The following is a 19,580-nucleotide window of genomic DNA, read 5'->3' as shown; positions in this document are numbered from 1 at the left end:
CGGTTTCTCTCTGGTTAGGGCGGGTGCCATCCCGCTAGACAGATGGCTGGCCGGCGGCTTGCCATCCTGGCGTGATACGTTTCGATGGGTGCGGTGGCGGACCTCTCACTCACGACAGACATAGCTGTGCAGCCAGGCAAATTGCTCCGGCAGCCTTGCCAGCACCTGTCGGCGCTGCTCGCGCAAGGGCCCCGGCGGCAGATGCAGGCAGGCATTGAGATTGAAGGAGGACTGCTGGATGCGTTCACCGCGCGGCTTGCGCAGGCGCTCATAACACGCCAGTTTGGCGGACAGTCCATCCAGGGTGTCATCGTCGAGGATGTGTGCCAGCGTGACCGCATCCTCGAAGGAAGAGATCGCTCCCTGGCCATGGTGCGGCAGCATGCCGTGGGCGGCATCTCCGAGGAGTACCACGCGGCCGCGATGCCAGCGATCCATCTTGCTGACTTGATGCAGGCCCCATCGCTCCGACAGATTGACGTGCTCCAGCAATTGCGCGACGGCCGGATGCCAGCCCGCGAAGCGCCCGCGAATCTCCGCAGGATCGGCGGGAATACGCCAGCTGGTGTGCGGCCACTGCTCCGGACCATCGACAAAGACCACGATCGTGGTGAACTCGAAATCCGGACCGACAGGGAAGTTCAGGACATGCAGTCCCTCCCCCATCCAGTCGGTAAAGCAGTGTGGCTCCGGCAAGAGATCCAGTTCCCTGGTCCTGGCCAACCCGCGAAAGGCACTGCTGCGGGTATAGAGCGGACGGGCATCCGGTTCGACCAGCTTGCGCACGACCGACTTGATGCCATCGGCACCGATGACCAGATCGGCCGTATCGACGGTTTCGTCGGCCCAGTAGAGGCTGGCCTGCTCACCGCTGTCATCGAGGTGCTGCAATTGCTTGCCCAAGCGGATGGTGTCGCGTCCGATGACATCCAGCAGTGCCGCCTGCAAATCCGTGCGCAGCGCGCCGTAGTAAGGGTGGCCAAAGGCGCGGCGATACCAGCGGTCGCGCCCCAACGCCTGCTGCGCGGCGATGCTGCCATCCTCATTGCGGAAATAGGCGGCCTCGGTTTCGCAAGAACGCTGTGCCATCCGGTCGGCGATCCCCATCTCTTCAAACAGCCGCGTACCGTTGGCCCACAAGGAAATGCCGGCACCGAGTTCGGCCAGCTCCGCGGCCTGCTCATAGACCGTCACCTCATGCCGGCTACCGCGCATGGCGGCGGCCAGCGCCAACCCACCCATGCCCGCTCCCACTACAGCGATTCTTGCCATTGGTCTGCTCCTTGGAAGTAGTTCATCAAACCTCTATCGGGATCCTGGATGCCGGCAATCGGATAAATGCTTCTTGCATTCTTTATTCAGCGGGAATCCGAAAATCGGAGAGTTCCAGATATCCCTGCTGTCATGGCGATCAGGATCCGCTGCCGCAACTCGGCCGCCGATTTTCGCGACGGCGGCCGACAGCGATCCCGAATCAGCAAGAGACATGCCAGATTACATACTTTATACAATTTAAATGACAGGATGCCGAGCCTCTCCGATGATATCTACGGCATTCCCGCCAGTGTGGGCCTTTCCCGGCGCTAAGTCCCAAGCTCCACACTTTGAATAATGTATAACTTTTATTATTTGGCATGAATTATGCTCACTGCCGAAGGACCGGCCGGGATGCCTCGGGCGCATGGACGCACTGCACCAAACCGGGGAAGGCGCGAACCAGATGCGACCACTCACGGTAACAAGGCCGGGTTTTGCACCGAAATATTATTTTTATACATTATGCAAATTGGATATCTTCTTTTCGGGAGGGCAGATATCGATCAGACAGGCACACGACTTGCATTCAGCCGGGCGTCATCAGATCGCACCGTGTGACGGGTGCGCGGCGCCAGGCACATCAGGCAGCTTTGGCAACATCCGGTACGTACCAATCCCCTCGCCGTCCGGGCAGCGGCACCTCCACGGGTCGCTCCGCCCTCACACCATGAAAGGCATCTCATGCAACACGATGACATGAAGCTGGACGTTTCCATCGAAGATAACGTCAGCAAGCCAAGCACCCTCCTCTTTGGTTTCCAGCATCTGCTGGCCCTCACGGGGATCTGGGTATTCCCGGTGCTGATCGGCCAGATTCTCCATCTGGATGCACAGGCGGTCAGCTGGATCATCCAGGCCTGCTTTTTCACCACCGGACTGGTGACCATCCTGCAATCGAGCCGCATCCTGAAGCTACCCGTCGTGCAGGGTCCCACGGGAGCGTTCTTCATCGCGGTGCTCACCGGCGGCGCCACCTACGGCCTGGCGGCCACCTTTGGATCGATGGTCGTGGCAGGTGCGATTTTCATGCTGCTCACCATCCCCCTGGGCAACCTCGGCATTCTCGGACGCCTCGCCAGGTTCGTGGCCTCGCCTGTGGTGTTCGGGACGCTGCTGGTGATCGTCGGTGCCAGCCTGGCCGATGTCGGCCTGTCCGGCTGGTTCGGCATCCCGGGCAGCCCAAGCTATGGTGCGCAGAGTTTCCAGATTGCCGTCGTCACCGCGCTCATCATCGTGGCCTGCATGGTATTCGGGGGCAAGACGCTGGTACGCAAGGGCTCCCTGCTCTGGGGCATCATCGGCGGCACCCTGGTGGCATGGATGACCGGCTATTGGAGCCTGCCCAGCCTGGCCAGCGCCAGCGTGCTGGATCTGCCGCGACTGCTGCCGTTCGGTTTCGGTGTCGCCTGGCCGATGGTCGTGCTGATGATGCTGGCCTTTCTGCATGCGGGCGTGGAAGCCATGGGCATCTATTCGCTGCTGGCGCGCTGGGGCGGACAGGACATGCCCATCGGTCGCGTGCATCGCGGGCTGTTCTCGGAGTTCTTCGGCTGCTGTGTCGGTGCACTGTTCGGCGGCCTGGGGACCACTTCCTATCCGGAAAACGTCGGCATCATCAAGGTCAGCCGCGTGGCCAGCCGCCGCGTCACATTGGTGGCCGGAGCATTCGCCCTGGCGCTGAGCTTCCTGCCCAAGCTGGCACTGCTCATCGCCGGCCTGCCGCCCTGCGTGCTCGCGGCGGCCTCCACCATCCTCTTCGGCATCATCGCCGTCAGTGGTATCCAGATGCTGGCCAAAGTGGACTGGGATGAGCTCAACATTGCCGTAGCGGCCCCCTCCTTCATCATCGCGCTGGGCGTGACCCACGTACCAGCCGATCTGCTGGGCAAGCTGTCGCCGGCGGTGTCCAGCTTCCTCAAGCCGATGATGCTGGGTACCGTGCTGCTGGTGGTATTGCACATCCTGATCAACCATGTCGCCCGCCCCTGGATGGCGCGCTCACGCGCTGACGGCATGGCGGTCGGCGAGCCAGCAGCCTCGTCGCCGGTGCAGCACTGAGATCATTCACTGACCGCAACAGGAGACCATCATCAAAGCCAATGTCTACGACAAGACCATCGACCTCGGCCATGCCTTCGATGACTATCTCGATCCAGCCCACACCGCCGTCATCTCCATCGACATGCATCGCGGCCATCTGGAGGATAGCCCGGACTGCCCCTGCCCGGCGCCGCGCGGCCGCGAGATCGTGCAGCCCATTGATCGCTTTCACCGGTCCGCCCGCGCGGCAGGCGTGCGCATCATCCACGTCAAGGCGGTGCTCAGACCTGGCGGGGTGGATGACCTCAACGGCTTGCCGGCTGCCTGGCGGCGCACCTTCCCCTTGCACGTGGGGCCGATTCCGAATGCGGCCGAACATGCCATGGAGGGGTCACGCTGGACCGAATGGGTGACCGAAGTGCTGCCCGAAGACATGAAGGTCGCCAACAAGCGGCGGCTTTCGGCCTTCTATCCGACCGACCTGGATTTCCTGTTGCGCAACCAGCGCATCGCCACTGTGGTGCTCGACGGCATCATGGCCGACTGCTGCATCCTCAACGCCGCCTTCGATGCCTGCAACCTGGGCTACAAGGTCATCGTGCCGCGCGATCTGGTACGCGGGACTGACCCGTCACTGGAAGCGGCAGCGCTGCACATGATGTCGCTACATCTGGGACTGGTGGTGGAATCAGCCGAATTGCTGCGGGCCTGGCAAGCGCCGGGATATTGAAACAGCCGGCACAGTACATGGCGCAAGAGTGGCTACCCTTCTGCCCTGCAGTGCTGCCGGACAGAAGGATGACGGCTGTCATTCGCGATGAGGATGGTCGGCCAGCCCCTGCAGCAGCCGTGTGCGGGTATTTTCGGAATGGGCGATGATCAGGCCGACGAAGGTGTCAGTGTCGCCATTGACAAAGGCCTGAGCCAGTTGGGAATGTTCCTGCTGCGCCTGCTGCATGTCGCCGGTCAGGCGGACTTCGGTACGGATGTAGGGCTCGATGATGCCGCGCAGGTTCTGGAAGGCCCGCATGGTATGCGGGCGAGCGGCCGGGGCCAGCAGGGCCGTATGGAATTTCTGGTTCAACTCGAACCAGTGGGCGACGTCCTCGTCACTGGACTTGTCGGTCAGGCCGGCCATCTGGCTGATGATGCCGTAGACGCGGGCAATGTCGCCCTCGTTGCGGCGAGCGATGGCATGGCGCGCCAGTTCGCTTTCAAGGAGGCGGCGCAGGTCGAACACCTCGCTGATCTCGTCCCGGTCCAGCGAGGCCACGGCATAGCCGCGGCGCGGCTGCAGGATCACCATCCCCTCCGCCTCCAGTCGCGGCAGCGCCTCGCGCAGCGGACTGCGGCTCACTCCCAGGCGCTGTGCGACCTCCTCCTGGCGCAAGACCTGGCCGGGGCTGAAGACCCCATTGAGGATGGCATTGCGCAATTCACGGTAGACGATTTCAGGCAGCGACAGGGCATTGGCGCCATTGAGGGAGTTTTGCATACCAGCACCTGGTAAACGGGATGGGAGATTCTAGCACGGCCCGCCATCAGCATTGTATAAAATAAGTAAGTCTTTTCTGGCGCGGAAATTGCTGTCGGCTTGTGGATACGAGACAAGAATGCACCGAGTGCGGATGAAAGTCCCGCTTGTGGCACTTTATATCGCATTCCTTGCCCCATTTCAGGCCAGCAATGCACGTTTGAAGATACCGATACCCATGGATTTGGCTCGGAATTATTTTTTGTATAAATTATTCAATATGGAATTTTATTGATTTTCGAGCGATGGCGGAATCGATGGAAAAACCTTCCGCCACATCCACCTTTCCGGAGAACAGAGCGCAATGACTGAAGACACCTTCGAGTTTGAAGATATTCCCGTGCACTACTACCACGCCGGACAAGGCCGCCCGCTGCTGATGCTGCACGGCTCCGGACCGGGGGCTTCCAGCCTTGGCAACTGGCGTAGCGTGATGGATCGCCTGTCAGAAGATTTCGAACTGTTCGCCATGGATCTCATCGGTTTTGGCAAAAGCGGGCGCAAACCCGCACCGCCCTATTTCGACTATCCGATGTGGGTACGTCAGGCGCAGGCGATGCTGGCGCGCATACCAGGCCAGCGCGTGGGCGTCATCGGGCATTCGCTGTCCGGTTCGCTGGCGCTGGCGCTGGCCGCGCGTGATCCGCGTATCGCCGCCGTCTTCACGACCGGGACGATGGGGGGGCAATTCGAGGTCAATGCACTGACCCGTCAGGTATGGACCGGACCGCGCAACCGCGAGCAACTGGTACAGACCCTCTGCGGCATCATCTACGACACCACCGTCATCGACGAAGCCTACCTGGCCGCGCGCGAACCTGTGGTTTTCGCCCCCGGCTATGCCGACTATTTCGATGCCATGTTCGCCGGTGACAAGCAGCAGTATGCCGACGCAGCCATGCTCGACGCCGCTACGCTGGCGGCCGTGCAGTGTCCCGTACAACTGCTGCATGGACGCGAAGACCGCGCCTTCCCGCCCGCATGCTCGCACCAGATCGCGCAAGCCCTGCCCCGCGCCGATGTCGTGCTGCTGGGCGGATGCTCCCACTCCGTCGCGTTCGAGCGCTCCGCCACTTTCCTCGCCCTGGCCAGGGACTTCATGGCCACCCATCTGAACTGATAGCGAAAGGCTTCCCCATGCAAGCGAAAAAAGGCTACCTGCTCAAAGGCCGCGTCATCGACGGCTCCCTCACGCCACCCATTGAACAGGGCGCAGTCGTGGTCGAAGGCGAGCGCATCCAGTGGGTGGGCACCGCTGCGCAGTTGTCACCGCAATACAACGAGGGCGATTACGAAGTCATTGCACTGCCGGACCGTTCGATCCTGCCCGGACTGATTGACGGGCACATCCACATTTCCTTTGGCGAGTCACGTTCAGAGGAGGAAAACGCCCTCTACACCCCGCCGGAATTCCGCACCCTCAAGGCCATGTATTACGCCAGGAAAATCCTCCAGGCCGGCGTGACCAGCTGCTTCGATGCCGCCACCACCTACAACGTGGCCCAGGCCGTACGAGATGCCATCGATACCGGCATGTTCGAAGGGCCACGCTTGACGGTATCGGGCAAGCAGATCACCAATCACCAGGGCCTGGAGGACTCCTTCCCAAGCTGGATGGAGTTTCCGGCCGGACAGAGTGCGGTACTGGTCAAGAACAAGGATGACCTGATCGAGGCCATTCGCCTGCAGGTCAAGGAAGAGGTGGACGCCATCAAGGTCTCCGGCTCCAACGACAATCTGATCACGCCTGATGCGCTGGGCGCCTCGGCCTTTACCTTCGAGGAGCTCAAGCTGATCGCCGATGAAGCGCACCGGCTGGGCCGCATCGTCAGCACCCATGCCCGTTCCCGCGATGCGGCGCTGGATGCGGCACGCGCCGGCTTCGACAACCTGTTTCACGCCTCCTACATCGACGACGAAGGCATCGAGGCTTGCCTGAAGAATGATGTCGTCATCACTCCCACGTTGACGCTGCTGGTCAATCTGGTCAATGCCAATCCGGAACAGGCCGGCGCTTCGGGCAAAAGTGCCTTTCAGCGCGAAATCGACGCTGCCGCCGAGAATCTCTCGCGCGCGTGGAAAGCCGGCGTCCCCATCATCGCCGGCAGCGAGAGCGGCTGGTCGCCGGTACCGTACGGACAATGGCACGCCAAGGAAATGGAGATCCTGGTGCAGCTGCTGGGCATGACTCCGCTGCAGGCGATCCACGCCAATACACTGGCGGCCACCCGGCTGCTCAGGCGCTATGGTCACGAAGTGGGCAAGATCGAGGCAGGGCGTTTTGCCGACCTGCTGGTGGTCCCGGGAGATCCGAGCCGGGACATCCGCCTGCTGCAATTCCCCAAACGCTTCGATTACATCTTCAAAGGCGGCCAGCCCATCGACCGCACGCCGCCGGCCCCACGCAAGCGCAAGTGGTATGAGCGAACCAAGATCTTCCTGGATGGACTTTATGAATTCGATGATCTGACGGGGGCGGGCATTCTCAACCGGAATTGAGAGAAGCACGCAATCCGGTTCTGGGGAGGGAGGATGAGCCACTATGCGCCCACCGCGCAAGCTAAGAAGAATTTCGCAGTTTGGCCCTGTGCGTGGTGCCCCTATGATGTCCTCATCCTTGCCATCCGGCGCAAGGCCGACCTGAGGACCTCTTCAGATACCACCCCATGAGCACAATTTCTTCCGACCTCCTGCAACGCATCGCCGACGGCGCCGCCCGGCGTGATGCCCAACGCGAACAACCCTTCGACGTGATCGCCGACATCAAGGCCACCGGTTTCGGTGCCGGCCGGCTCGATGCCGACTACGGCGGTGGCGGTGCCACGCTGGTGGAAACGCTCGATACAGCCATCCAGCTTGGCGCGGCCGACCCGAACATTGCCCACATCTGGCGCAATCACCACGTGGCGCTGGAACGGCTGCTCAATGCCCCCCTGCAGCATGCCGGCGTCGAGCGCCTGCGCGAGCGGGTCAGAGCAGGAGACCTGATCGGCGCCTCCCATACCGAACTGGGCCAGCCCCAGATCGGCGGCAATGCGCCGCTGGCCACGCGGCTGCTGCGCCAGGGCGACCACTACGTGCTCAATGGTCAGAAGTTCTATTCCACCGGTTCGCTCTTTGCGGATTGGCTGCACGTGACCGTCTCGGTCGAGGATGGCCGTCGCGCTGTCGTGCTGCTGCCGCGCCAGCGCGAAGGCGTACAGACCGTTGACGACTGGTTCGGCATGGGCCAGCGCCTCACCGGCAGCGGCACCACTGTGTTCCAGAACGTGGTGGTGGCCGCCGACGAAGTGGTCTTGCCCGATGACGTGCCGGCGCGCCAGGCCGTATTCGGTTCGACCATCGCCCAACTTTTCCTGACCTCGGTGATCGCCGGCGTGGTCACGGCCGTCGCCCGCGATGCCGCCACCCTGCTGGGCAAGCGCAAGCGTAACTACTACTACGCCCCCACCCCATCGGCAGCGCAAGACCCCATCCTGCTGACCGCCCTGGGCGAGCGCGAGGCCGATGCCTTCGCCACCCGCGCCGTGGTGCTGGCTGCCGCCGCCGAAGCCGACCGTGCCTATGCCGCCTTGAAGGCCAACGCTGCCGATGCCGATGATCGCCTGCAAGATGCCGCCGCCGCTGCGGCCAAGGCCAAGATCACGGTGGACCGCATCGCCCACCACGCGGCAACTGCGCTGTTCGACATCGCCGGAGCGTCGGCCACGTTGACCCAGTTCAACCTGGATCGCCACTGGCGCAACATCCGCACCATCTCCACCCACAACCCGACCTCGCACAAGGCCTATGCGCTGGGCAACCTGAGCGTGAATGAGGTCAGGCTGCCGACCCAGGGTTTCTTCTAAGTACGTTCACTCCATAAAGCCTGCGCCGATAAAGGTTTTCATTTGTCTTGATGTTCTATAAAGTAGACAAAAAACCAATCAGGGGAAAACGCAGGCAACATGAAGATTCCAGTACCCACTGTGGCTGCGGCAGGGGGCAGGCTGTCGCGCGCGGGTACGGGCCGGCCTGCATGCCGCCGTGCGCGCGGCCCGTCCTTACGCTGGCATGGCCTGCTGGCCATGCTGTGGCTGCTGCTCAGCTGCAGTGCCATGATGGCAGCCCAGGCACAGACTTCCACGCAGACGCCGGGCAAGCTGCTGACGGTCGGCGTTTACCAGAATCCGCCCAAGATCTTCTTTGATGGCGATGGCACGGCCACGGGATTGCACATCGACCTGATCCGCCTGATTGCCGAGCGTGAACACTGGCAGTTGCGCTTCGTCCCCTGCGAGTGGCAAGCCTGCCTGCAGCAGGTCGAAAGCGGCCAGATCGACCTCCTGCCGGACGTAGCCTGGAGCGAGCAGCGTGCCAGGGTACTGCAGTTCCCGGCCGTGCCGGCGCTCTACAGCTGGTCCATCCTGTATCGCAACCGCGCCGTGGTGATCAATTCGGTCTTCGATCTCAAGAACAAGAAGATCGGCCTGCTGGAAAACTCGGTGCAGGCCAATTATTTCCGCAGCCTGGTCGACAATTCCGGCATCAAGGTCCAACTGGTGCCGCTGCAGAATATCGAGACCGGCTTCAAGCAGGTCTCCGCTGGCGAGCTCGACGGCGTCATTGCCAGCCAACAAGCCGGTGACATGCTGGCCGACCGCTACCAGCTGGCCGATACCAGCATCGTGTTCCAGCCGGTGAAACTGTTCTTCGTCAGCGGCCGGCAGCAGCCGCCTGAAGTGCTGGCAGCGATTGACGGCGCGCTCTCTCAATGGCAGGCCGATCCGGGTTCCGTCTATTTCCAGATCCTGCGCAAATGGGGGCGCGGCGAGACGGCCATCCCCCTCTACTTATGGTGGCTGCTGGGCGGCGCCCTGGTGCTGCTGGCGTGCACCCTGCTGATCGCCGCCTATCTGCGCCGCGAAGTGGCGCGCCGTACCGATTCCCTGAAGCAAAGCGAACTCTCGCTGCGCGTGGCCGCCGCTGCCTTCCATTCTTCCGAGGCGATCTGGGTGATGGATGCCGGACGCAAGGTGCTCGATGCCAATGCCGCCTTCATCGCGCTGACCGGTTATCAGCAGCATGAGCTGCCCGCCGAAGGCATGCCCCCCTGCCAGCACGACTCGCAGAGCGGGGACTATCGCGCCGCGCTGTGGGCGCAGGTCCAGCGGGATGGGCAGTGGCAGGGTGAACTGCAGGTGAGCCGCAAGGACGGCCACTCCTACTGCGCCCTGCTCACGCTGACCGCCGTGGCCGATCCGCAGGGCGAGGTGACGCATTACGTCGGTACCCAGATCGACATCAGCAGCCATAAGCGCCTGCAGGAAGAAACCCGCCAGCTGGCCTTCTATGACCCGCTCACGGGACTGCCCAACCGGCGCATGTTACTGGAGAAGATCGCCGCCGCCAGCCAGCAGGCCGATCCGACGGCAGCCCTGTTCTTCGTCGATATCGACAATTTCAAGGATCTCAACGATGCTCTGGGCCACTCCATCGGCGATCAACTGCTGTGTCAGATCGCCCGGCGCCTGCAGCAGCTGGCCGGCCCGAAGGGGCTGGTCGCACGCCTGGGCGGGGATGAATTCGTGGTGCTGCTGGAACGCTCCACGTCACCGCAAACCTGCGAGCAAGACAGCCCCAGCGAGTTCGCCCAGCGCATCATCGCCGCCATGGAGCAACGCTTCGACTTGAGCGGGATCAGTCATTTCGCCACCTGTTCGGTCGGTGTTACTCTGATGCATGCACCAGGTGCCAGCGTCGAAGACCTGCTGCGCCAGGGTGACCTGGCCATGTACGCAGCCAAGCAGAAGGGACGCAACACCTACTGCCTGTTTGATCAGCAGATGGAGCATGCCCTGCATTTCCGGACCGGCCTGGAAAGCGACCTGCGGCGCGCCATCGGCAGCCCCGAATTCCTGCTGCATTACCAGCCGCAACGTGACCAGGCCGGCCGCCTGATCGGCGTGGAAGCGCTGGCACGCTGGAACAGTCCATTCCGTGGCAGCGTCTCGCCGGCCCTCTTCATTCCGGTGGCCGAGGCATCGGGATTGATCCTGACACTGGGCCAGTGGGTGTTCCAGCAAGCTTGCCGCCAGTCGGTGCGCTGGAACCGGAAGGGCAACCGCCAGCCTATCGTGATCGCCGTCAACGTCAGCGCGGTCCAGATACACCATCCGGATTTCGTGCAAGGCGTCCTCGCCACGCTGCAGGAAACCGGTGCCGATCCCGGCCACCTCAAGCTGGAATTGACCGAATCGGCCATGGTCGATGACGTGCAGGCCACCATCGACAAGATGCTGGAGCTGAAGCACCACGGCCTGGGGCTGTCGCTGGATGATTTCGGCACGGGATATTCCTCGTTGTCGCTCCTGAAGCGCCTGCCGATTGACCAGCTCAAGATCGACCAGTCTTTCGTGCGCGAACTCTTGTTTGCGCCCAGCGACGTGGCCATCGCCAAGAGCATCATCACCCTGGCTGATGCGCTGGGACTGGAAGTGATCGCCGAAGGCGTGGAAACCCGCGAGCAGCAGCAGTTCCTGGCCTCGCTGGGCTGTACGCGCTATCAGGGCTATCTGTTTGGCAGGCCGGTGCCGGCGGAGCAGTTCGACGGACTGGATTGAGCCAGGCAGCGAGACGTTCGGTCACGCTCGCGCCTGAACCGGCACACGCCGAGGGTCAGTGAGTGGCGCGCCGCTCGGCCATGGTCAGGTATTCGGCATGCAGATGGGCGGCTTCCAGCACCTTGCGGCATTTGTCGCGTTCGGCCGGAAGGGTCGCCAGCTCATGCTGCAGCAGTTGTTCGATGATCTCCGCCGCTTCCATCGGCTCGGTACCGGCCGTATGCATGGCCAGGAGGCAGTTGCGCACGGTGGCCCGCACCAGTTCGCCGATGGGCTCATCCTGCTCGGACATCTCGCACAGCCGCACGATGATGCCCAGGTGGCGCCGCGCGATGCGCATGGCATTGGTACACATGGTCTCCCTCCCTCTTATGAGGCTCAAGATAGGACGGTGCCGCCAGCTCTGCCATCAGGAGTTTCCTGATTTCAACATCGACAAGCTGCGGCACTGCGCAGGCCCTTCGACCACGACCGCGACGCCGGACCATTCAGATTAGAAAACCCACATTGATGCCCATGCGCCAACATGCTGACTTCCTCAAGCCCCCTGTCCATGACACCCTGGTCAACCTCGGCCGGCGCATCCGCCGCGCCCGCAAGGCGCGCAAGCTGTCCTTGTCGGAACTGGAACAGATCACCCGCATCCACCGCTCTACCTTGGGCAGACTGGAGCGGGGCGACCCCGGGGTGTCCATCGGCGGTTTGATCGTGGTGCTGGACGCCCTGCAGGTACTCCCGGAGGTGGAGTTGCTGCTCAACCACCCTGAAAGGCTGCAGCAGCTGCGCAGCGAGCAGCCATCAGGCGGTGACCGGGATCTCTGAGCGGCCGGCAGCGGCCCGCACACGGGCAGGCCATCGTGGTATTTCGCCCATCCAGTCCAATTGGACTAGTTTCTTTACAGGCGAGCACAGCTAGAATCGCGGCTGTGGATGAGTCACCCTGGAGGGGGGAAAAAGATCGGACCGCATAGCGCGGCGCCGGCAGCTCGGGGGGGACTCATCTGCTTTCCTGCCTGTCCCTGCGCTTTCCCGTAGTTCACCCGCCTCAACGCCTCCCAACCCTGCTCCCTTCATTGCAGGCAAGCTTGCGTCCCGTACGCCAGCGCCCGGCAGCGCATTTCAATCTGCATCGATGTAAAGAACGACTGCCACACCATGCCGTGGCAGCCCCCCAGAAAAAAATTCTGTGCGGTTTGAGCGGCCCACTTTGCATCAAGCGCTGGCGCGCGCGCCCGTATTCTGGAGGCCATAGCGCAAGCGCATGCTTGTGTGGCTATGCCCCCCTCCCACTGCCATTCCCTTTTCTGGAGCAAGACATGCCGTTGAAGGACTTCAAGGTACTCACGTTTGACGTCGTAGGCACTCTCATCGATTTCGAAGGCGGCATGCTGGCCTACCTGCGCCAGGCCGCCCCCGAGAGCAAGATCTCGGACGAAGATTTCCTGGCGGCCTACCGCGCCGCCCGCAGTGATGGCAACACCGGCTGGTATCCGGACGATCTGGAGCGCTGCTGGCATGTCATCGCCCCGGGCCTGGGCCTGCCCGACACGCCGGAACTGGCGCGCGGCCTGCGCGATTCGGTGGCCCGCTGGCCGGCCTTCCCGGATTCGGTCGAGGCCCTGCAGCGCCTGCGCAAGCATTTCAAGCTGGTCACCATGACCAATGCCCAGACCTGGGCCCTGGCGCACTTTGCACGTACGCTGGGCGAGCCTTTTGACCTGCTGCTGAGCTGCGACGACGCTCTCTACGAAAAACCCGATCCGCAATATTTTGCCTACGCACGTGGCCGCTTCGAAGGCCAGTGGGGCTATCGCCAGGCCGACAACCTGCACGTGGCGCAAAGCCAGTACCACGACATCGGCGTCTCCATGCGCCTGGGCATCACCACCTGCTGGATCGAGCGCCGTCACGGCAAGTCCAGCCCGGGCGGCACCATCGCCTCCGAACATACGGTCCCGGATTACCACTTCCACACGCTGGCCCAACTGGCCGATGCGGTAGAAGCGGGCCAATAAGCCCTTCCTCCTCAGCGGGCCGCAGAGCCCGTATCACCTGGCACCCGGCGCGGTGCCAGCTTGCATCAGTTCATCCGAGCCCAGGCAGCCCCTCCCCCGAGGCCCGCCTGTCCCCTCACGCCTCAACCACCCAAGGGAGCAGCAACATGGACGACAACAGCAAGAACAAACACGACCTCCTCCTCAGCGCCGGCGACACAGCCGGCCTGATGGAAAGCATGAAACGCGGCGCCAGCCGGCGCGATCTCCTCAAAATCCTGCTGGCCGGCGGCATGCAGGCCACGCTGGCCGGCAGCCTTGCCGCCAGCGCCGCCAGTGCCTACGCCCAGACTCCGCGCCGTGGCGGCAAGCTGCGCGTGGGCGGTGATACCGCTTCGGTCAGCGATACGCTGGACCCGGCCAAGCAATCCAACAAGACCGACTACTCGCGCGGCACCATGCTCTACAACGGCCTGACCGCGCTGGACGCCAGCCTCACGCCGCAACCGGCCCTGGCCGAGTCCTTCGCCAGCAAGGATGCCAGGGTCTGGGTGTTCAAGCTGCGCCGTGGTGTCACCTTCCATGACGGCAAGGCGCTCACGCCGGCGGACGTGGTGTTCTCGCTGATGCGCCACAAGGACCCGGCCACGGCCTCCAAGGCCAAGACCCTGGCCGACCAGATCGAGAGCGTCAAGGAAACCGGCCCCTATGAAGTGACCGTCACCCTGTCCGCCCCGAATGCCGATCTGCCGGTCATCGTCGGTACCTTCCACTTCCACATCGTGAAGGCCGGGACCACCGATTTCAGCACCGGCATCGGCACCGGCCCCTACAAGCTCAAGGAATTCAGCCCCGGCATCCGCTCGGTGGTGGTGCGCAACGACAATTACTGGAAGCCCGGCAAGCCCTATCTGGATGAAATCGAGTTCGTCGGCATCGGCGACGAGAATGCGCGCGTCAATGCGCTGCTCTCGGGCGCTCTGGATCTGGTGGCCAACCTCAATCCGCGCTCCATCGAGCGGATCAAGGGCAGCCCCGGCTTTGCGATACTGGAAACCCAGTCCGGCGCCTATACCGACCTGATCCTGCGCAAGGACGTCGGCCCCGGCAGCAATCCCGATTTCGTGCTGGCCATGAAATACCTGATGGACCGCGAACTGATGCGCAAGAACATCGCGCGCGGCCATGCCGTGCTGGGCAATGACCAACCGATCGATCCGACCAATCCCTTCTACCTGGCCGGCCTGCCGCAGCGCCAGATGGACCTGGACAAGGCCAGGTATCACCTGCAGAAATCGGGCGTGACCGGCAAGGTGCCGATGGTCTGTTCGGTAGCGGCCATGTATTCGGTCGATATCGCCACGGTGCTGCAGCAGACCGCCCAGCGCATCGGGCTGGAACTGGAACTCAAGCGCATGCCGCCGGAAGGCTACTGGTCCAACCAGTGGCTCAACAACCCGGTCGGCTTTGGCAACGTCAATCCGCGCCCCAGCGCCGATGTCTTGCTCACGCAGTTCTTCCAGTCGCAGGCGGCCTGGAACGAATCGCGCTTCAAGAGCGAGAAATTCGACCAACTGCTCGCAGCGGCACGCGCCGAGATCGATGTCAGCAAACGCAAACAGATGTATGCAGACATGCAAACCATCATCCATAACGAGGCCGGGATCGGCATCCCCATGTTCCTGGCCAGCCTGGATGGCTATAGCAGCAAGTTGAAGGGACTCTCGCCGATTCCGCTGGGCGGCATGATGGGTTATTCGTTTGCCGAGCATGTATGGCTGGACGCTTGATCTGATCCATACAAGCTGTTTCAGACGACGGGGCGCTGGCCAGTGTTGGCAGCGCCCCGTCAGCATTCAGGCACACGGCCGCGCTTTTGCCTTAGACTCTATCGCCGTCCGGACAGACCCAGGGAGCGGGGCAAGCGATGAGAATACTGCTGGTGGAAGATGACGCCATGATCGGCGAGGAAGTGCGCGCAGCCTTGAAGGATGCGGGCTATGCCGCCGACTGGGTGCGCGATGGCGCGCTGGCGCTGGCCGCACTGGCCCGGCAGGACTACGACGCCGTGCTGCTGGACCTGGGCCTGCCCGGCGCTGATGGCCTGTCCGTGCTGCGCCGCTTGCGCCAGTTGCCGCCGAATGCGGCCACCCCGGTGCTGATCCTGACTGCCCGCGACGGCGTGCAGGACCGGATCGATGGACTCGACAGCGGCGCCGACGATTACCTCCTCAAGCCCTTCGCCATGGGCGAACTGCTGGCGCGCCTGCGCGCGGTGCTGCGGCGCAAGTCGGGCGCGGCCACGGTAGTGCTGGACAATGGCGACCTGGCCCTGGACCTGGCCGAGAAGACCGCACGCTGGCAAGACCAGCCACCGGTGGCGCTGTCGGCGCGCGAATTCGCCTTGCTGCAGGCGCTGATGCACCGCCCCGGTGCCATCCTTTCGCGCAGTGAGCTCGAAGAACGCATCTACGGCTGGGGCGAAGAGGTGGAAAGCAATGCCGTCGAATTCCTCATCCATGCCTTGCGCAAGAAACTGGACCGCGAGGCCATCAAGAACGTGCGCGGCATGGGCTGGATGGTCACCCGTGAAGCGGTGCGGCGATGAAGCGCCTGCGCACCCTACAGCGGTCCCTGCAAGCACGCCTGTCGCTGGCGCTGACGCTGGCCATCCTGCTGGTGGCCCTGGGCGCTGGCGGTTTCGGCTTCGTCAGCGCCTATCGCGATTCCATCCGCATGCAGGATGACCTGTTGCTGCAAGTGGGCGTGCTGATCGCCAACCTGGGTGGCACGCTGCCCGACGATGGCGCCGTGGGCAGCTATCCCGGTGCCGACCACGAATCGCGCATCAGCGTGCAATGGCTGCCCGGACCCGGCACGCCCAGGCCGCCAAGGGCGGCACTGCCACTGCCGGAAGGCTTGCACGATGGTTTCCAGACGGTCTCCATGTTCCATGAGGGCTTCCGCGTTTATGTCCAGACCCTGCCCTCGGGCCGGCGCATCGCCCTGGCGCAGGAAACCGATGTGCGCGACGGCATCGCCACGCGCAGCGCCTGGCGTGCGCTGATCCCGGTGCTGATCCTGGTGCCGGTGCTGCTGCTGGCACTCCAGCGCATCATGCGCAGGCTCTTCGCGCCCCTGGCCCGCCTGCGCCACGAGATCGACCAGCGCCGCGACGACCAGCTCGACCCGCTGGCCACCGCCGACCTGCCCGCCGAAATCAGTCCTTTCGTCGACGCCATCAATCGCCTGCTGGCCCGTGTGCAAGGCGCCATGGCGGCGCAACGGCGCTTCGTGGCCGATGCCGCCCATGAATTGCGCACGCCCCTGGCGGCGTTGTCGTTGCAGGCAGAACGGCTGCAGCAGAGTGAGCTGTCCGACACCGCCCGTGAGCGCCTGCAGCGCCTGGAACAAGGACTGCAGCGGGCGCGAACGCTGGTCACCCAACTGCTGGCGCTGGCGCGCGTGCAGGCGCAAGACCGGACCGGTATGTCGTCGCGCAGCCGCCAGGGGCTACGCGAGGTCGTGCGTCCGGTGCTGGAAGACCTGCTGCCGCTGGCCCAGGAGAAGAACATCGATCTGGGCGTCGATGGACCGCTGGAGGCGGTAGTGCAGACCAATGCGCTGGAGCTGGGCTTGCTGCTGGGCAACCTGATTGACAACGCCATCCGCTATACGCCCGCGGGCGGATGCGTCAGCTTGACGCTGGCTGAGGCAAAGGAAACGCCGCCCGGTTACGTGCGCATGGAAATCATCGACAACGGCCCCGGCATCCCGGCCAGCGAACGGGAACGGGTGTTCCAGCCCTTCCACCGCCTCGATCCGGCCGCCACCCCCGGTGCTGGCCTGGGCCTGGCCATCGTGCAATCGGTGGCGGCCAGGCTGGGGATCGTGGTTCGCTTGCTGGCGACCGATGAAGAGACGCAGACGGGATTGCGCGTGCTGCTGGACATTCCGGCCGCGTCACGAGAAATTTCTTGACCCAGGCTAATGCTGCACTAAGTTTCCTGGCGTACCATCGCGCAGATTCTTTTTCACTTGGGAACCCAGATGAACAATACCGAGCACGCCCTCGGGCAAGGCACCCGCTATCACCCTCTTTCGGCCGCGCTGCACTGGCTGATCTTCCTGCTGTTCGTAGTGGCGCTGGCCACCATCGAATACCGCGATGGCATCCCCAAGGGGGATCCCCTGCGCGACCTGCTGCGTACCGTGCACATGCATGCCGGCCAACTGGTGCTGATCCTGGTGGTGGTACGCCTGATCGCGCGCAAGATGCTGGGCGTGCCGCCCGAGCTGCCGCTGCCGCGCCTGCAGCAACTGGGGGCGCATGCCGTTCACCTGCTGCTGTATGCCGTCATGATCGGCCTGCCCATCACCGGCATCCTCTTCACCCAGGCCGGTGGCCGCGACGTGGTGTTCTTCGGCATGACCCTGCCGGTGATCTTGGCCAAGGACATGGCCCTGCGCGGCCCCATCAAGGAAGTCCATGAGTTCATGGGCGATGCCGTCTATTTCCTGGTCGGGCTGCATGTGCTGGGGGCCTTGTGGCATCAGTTCTTTGACCGTATGCCCATCCTGCAGCGCATGTCCTTGCGTTCATCGGAAAAGCGCTGATTCCCGCAAAATCGCCAAAACCTTCACTGCCCGGCCATCTGCCGGGCTTTTTTCTTCCCGGGATCGGCCTTACGGACCAGGTGCCCTGCCCGGAAAGTGAAGCCGGCAGGCGGCTCCCGGTCCATCGTTGCGGTTGTTGAGGGTGATGGTGGCGCCATAGCCGTCCAGCACCGAGCGCACGATGGCCAGGCCCAGTCCGGCGCCGCTGGTTTGCCCTTGCCGGGAGGCGCGTCCGCGATAGAAGCGCTCGAACAGTTGCTCCTGGTCCGCACTGGCAATGCCGGGGCCACGGTCCAGCACCTCCAGCGCGGCCCCGCCGGCCTCGGCGTTCACCCTGAGCTCGACGGCCGAATCCGGTGCGGAAAACTTGATGGCGTTGTCCAGCAGATTGTTCAGCACCAGCATCGCGGCACGCTCGCCCACGCACGCCTCGACCGTCTGCGGGGCATGCAGGATCAGCTCGATGCCGCGGGCCGCCGCACTGCCTTCCCACCTGGCCATGGCTTCGCGGGTCAGGGCGTCCAGCGCGACGGACTCGGGCTGCCGGCTTTCCTGGCCGGCATCCAGGCGCGCCAGTTGCAGCAGTTCCTCGACCATGCTGGTCAGGCCGACCACTTCTTCCAGGCAGGATTGCAGGGTGGCGACGTGCTCCTCGGGCGTGCGTGGCCGGCGTAGCGACAATTCGATCTCGGTACGCAGGCGCGACAAGGGAGAACGGATCTCATGGGCTGCGTTGGCGGTGAAATTGCGCTGCAGCTCGAAGGCGCGCTGCAGCCGTCCCAGCATCGAATTGAGGGTTTCGACCAGGTGGCCGATCTCGTCGTCGCTGCCGGGATCGGCCAGCCGCTCGCCCAGGCTGGCATCACTGATGCGGCGCGCCTGGGCGGCGATGCGCTCGACCGTTCCAAAGAGCCGCCCGGTCAGGATGGCCCCGGCCGCCGCCAGTGCCGCCAACAGCGCCACGGCCAGGCCGCCGAACAGCAGCGCCGCCGAATCCAGGGTGCGGTCGGCGTCATCCAGTGAACCCGCCACCAGCACGGCATACCTGTGCTCACCCAGCCGCACCGGGACCGAGACCATGCGCAGGGGTTCTTCGCTGGCGTGCGGCAGCGTATCGAAGACGGTCTGGCCGCGTTCCAGGCTTTTGAGCAAATCCGCCGAGACCGGCAGCGTGCCCGCGCCCAGATTGTTGCTGCGCGCCAGTACGGTGCCGTCGGCATTGATGATCTGCACCAGCCGGTCCAGCCGTACCAGAGAGGGCGGTGCCGTCCCGGGGCGCGGCTCATGCACCTGGATGGCCTCGGGTGCCCCCTCCACCAGCAGGCCCGCTTCGGTTTCACCCAGCGCCAGCAGCGCAGCGTCGAGCTGACCCAGCACCGATTGCGAGAGCAGCCACCACCCCGCTGCCGCCGCACAGGTGACGATCAGCACCACCGCCATCAGATGCACCAGGAGCAGGCGCCGGCGAAAACCCAT

At 63.7% G+C, this 19,580-nt stretch carries 16 protein-coding genes; 12 read left to right on the top strand and 4 right to left on the bottom strand.

Translation table 11 applies throughout. The features are described 5' to 3' along the window. Nucleotides 1-105 precede the first annotated feature (105 nt). Nucleotides 106-1,272 carry an FAD-dependent monooxygenase gene (locus ACVC5H_RS13015; protein WP_489618329.1) on the bottom strand — a complete coding sequence of 389 codons (1,167 nt, stop codon included), beginning with the start codon at nt 1,270-1,272 and terminating at the stop codon, nt 106-108. Nucleotides 1,273-1,998: 726 nt separating this feature from the next. On the opposite strand from ACVC5H_RS13015, the gene ACVC5H_RS13010 reads away from it, so the two are divergent. Together ACVC5H_RS13010 and ACVC5H_RS13005 are read left to right on the top strand one after the other, a co-directional pair. Next, entirely contained in the window at nt 1,999-3,375 is a 1,377-nt protein-coding gene (locus ACVC5H_RS13010; protein WP_489618328.1) for a uracil-xanthine permease family protein, read from the top strand. Between the two features lie 124 nt (nt 3,376-3,499). After that, nucleotides 3,500-4,087, top strand: coding sequence for a cysteine hydrolase family protein (locus ACVC5H_RS13005; RefSeq protein WP_489618327.1), 588 nt, complete (start codon nt 3,500-3,502; stop codon nt 4,085-4,087). A gap of 78 nt (nt 4,088-4,165) precedes the next feature. Here ACVC5H_RS13005 and ACVC5H_RS13000 read toward each other — a convergent pair whose 3' ends face one another. Beyond that, a complete protein-coding gene (locus ACVC5H_RS13000; protein ID WP_489618326.1) occupies nt 4,166-4,852 on the bottom strand; it encodes a GntR family transcriptional regulator in 687 nt (228 codons plus the stop codon). Nucleotides 4,853-5,195: 343 nt separating this feature from the next. Between ACVC5H_RS13000 and ACVC5H_RS12995 the strand changes: the two genes are divergently transcribed. The 4 genes from ACVC5H_RS12995 (at nt 5,196) to ACVC5H_RS12980 (ending at nt 11,493) form a co-directional block, all read left to right on the top strand. Further along, nucleotides 5,196-6,011, top strand: a complete 816-nt coding sequence (locus ACVC5H_RS12995) for an alpha/beta fold hydrolase (protein WP_489618325.1) — start codon at nt 5,196-5,198, stop codon at nt 6,009-6,011. A gap of 17 nt (nt 6,012-6,028) precedes the next feature. After that, nucleotides 6,029-7,390 carry a metal-dependent hydrolase family protein gene (locus ACVC5H_RS12990; protein WP_489618324.1) on the top strand — a complete coding sequence of 454 codons (1,362 nt, stop codon included), beginning with the start codon at nt 6,029-6,031 and terminating at the stop codon, nt 7,388-7,390. Nucleotides 7,391-7,557: 167 nt separating this feature from the next. After that, nucleotides 7,558-8,739 (top strand): acyl-CoA dehydrogenase family protein, encoded by a 1,182-nt coding sequence (locus ACVC5H_RS12985; RefSeq protein WP_489618323.1) that lies wholly within the window; start codon nt 7,558-7,560, stop codon nt 8,737-8,739. Between the two features lie 99 nt (nt 8,740-8,838). After that, complete coding sequence (locus ACVC5H_RS12980) at nt 8,839-11,493, top strand: EAL domain-containing protein (RefSeq protein WP_489618322.1); 2,655 nt, start codon at nt 8,839-8,841, stop codon at nt 11,491-11,493. Between the two features lie 55 nt (nt 11,494-11,548). On the opposite strand, the gene ACVC5H_RS12975 is transcribed toward ACVC5H_RS12980, so the two are convergent. Next, nucleotides 11,549-11,848: a hypothetical protein gene (locus ACVC5H_RS12975; RefSeq protein ID WP_489618321.1), complete on the bottom strand. Its 300-nt coding sequence runs from the start codon at nt 11,846-11,848 to the stop codon at nt 11,549-11,551. A 161-nt stretch (nt 11,849-12,009) separates the two neighbouring features. Between ACVC5H_RS12975 and ACVC5H_RS12970 the strand changes: the two genes are divergently transcribed. The 6 genes from ACVC5H_RS12970 (at nt 12,010) to ACVC5H_RS12945 (ending at nt 18,104) form a co-directional block, all read left to right on the top strand. Then, the gene (locus ACVC5H_RS12970) at nt 12,010-12,315 is read left to right on the top strand and encodes a helix-turn-helix domain-containing protein (RefSeq protein ID WP_489618320.1); all 306 of its coding nucleotides are present in this window, start codon (nt 12,010-12,012) and stop codon (nt 12,313-12,315) included. A 494-nt stretch (nt 12,316-12,809) separates the two neighbouring features. Beyond that, complete coding sequence (locus tag ACVC5H_RS12965) at nt 12,810-13,508, top strand: HAD-IA family hydrolase (RefSeq protein ID WP_489618319.1); 699 nt, start codon at nt 12,810-12,812, stop codon at nt 13,506-13,508. 146 nt (nt 13,509-13,654) lie between these two features. Continuing rightward, nucleotides 13,655-15,277, top strand: coding sequence for an ABC transporter substrate-binding protein (locus ACVC5H_RS12960; protein WP_489618318.1), 1,623 nt, complete (start codon nt 13,655-13,657; stop codon nt 15,275-15,277). 137 nt (nt 15,278-15,414) lie between these two features. Continuing rightward, nucleotides 15,415-16,095: a response regulator transcription factor gene (locus ACVC5H_RS12955; protein WP_489618317.1), complete on the top strand. Its 681-nt coding sequence runs from the start codon at nt 15,415-15,417 to the stop codon at nt 16,093-16,095. Further along, a complete protein-coding gene (locus tag ACVC5H_RS12950; protein ID WP_489618316.1) occupies nt 16,092-17,468 on the top strand; it encodes a sensor histidine kinase in 1,377 nt (458 codons plus the stop codon). Before ACVC5H_RS12955 ends, ACVC5H_RS12950 begins: the two co-directional genes overlap by 4 nt. 69 nt (nt 17,469-17,537) lie before the next feature. Then, complete coding sequence (locus ACVC5H_RS12945) at nt 17,538-18,104, top strand: cytochrome b (RefSeq protein ID WP_489618315.1); 567 nt, start codon at nt 17,538-17,540, stop codon at nt 18,102-18,104. A 69-nt stretch (nt 18,105-18,173) separates the two neighbouring features. Here ACVC5H_RS12945 and ACVC5H_RS12940 read toward each other — a convergent pair whose 3' ends face one another. Continuing rightward, on the bottom strand, nt 18,174-19,580 hold the full coding sequence (locus ACVC5H_RS12940) for a sensor histidine kinase (protein ID WP_489618314.1): 1,407 nt from the start codon (nt 19,578-19,580) through the stop codon (nt 18,174-18,176).

Source organism: Herbaspirillum sp. Her3 (assembly GCF_057961275.1).
The sequence above is the reverse complement of the archived record's forward strand: the minus strand, read 5'-3'. Positions and strand labels throughout refer to the sequence as shown.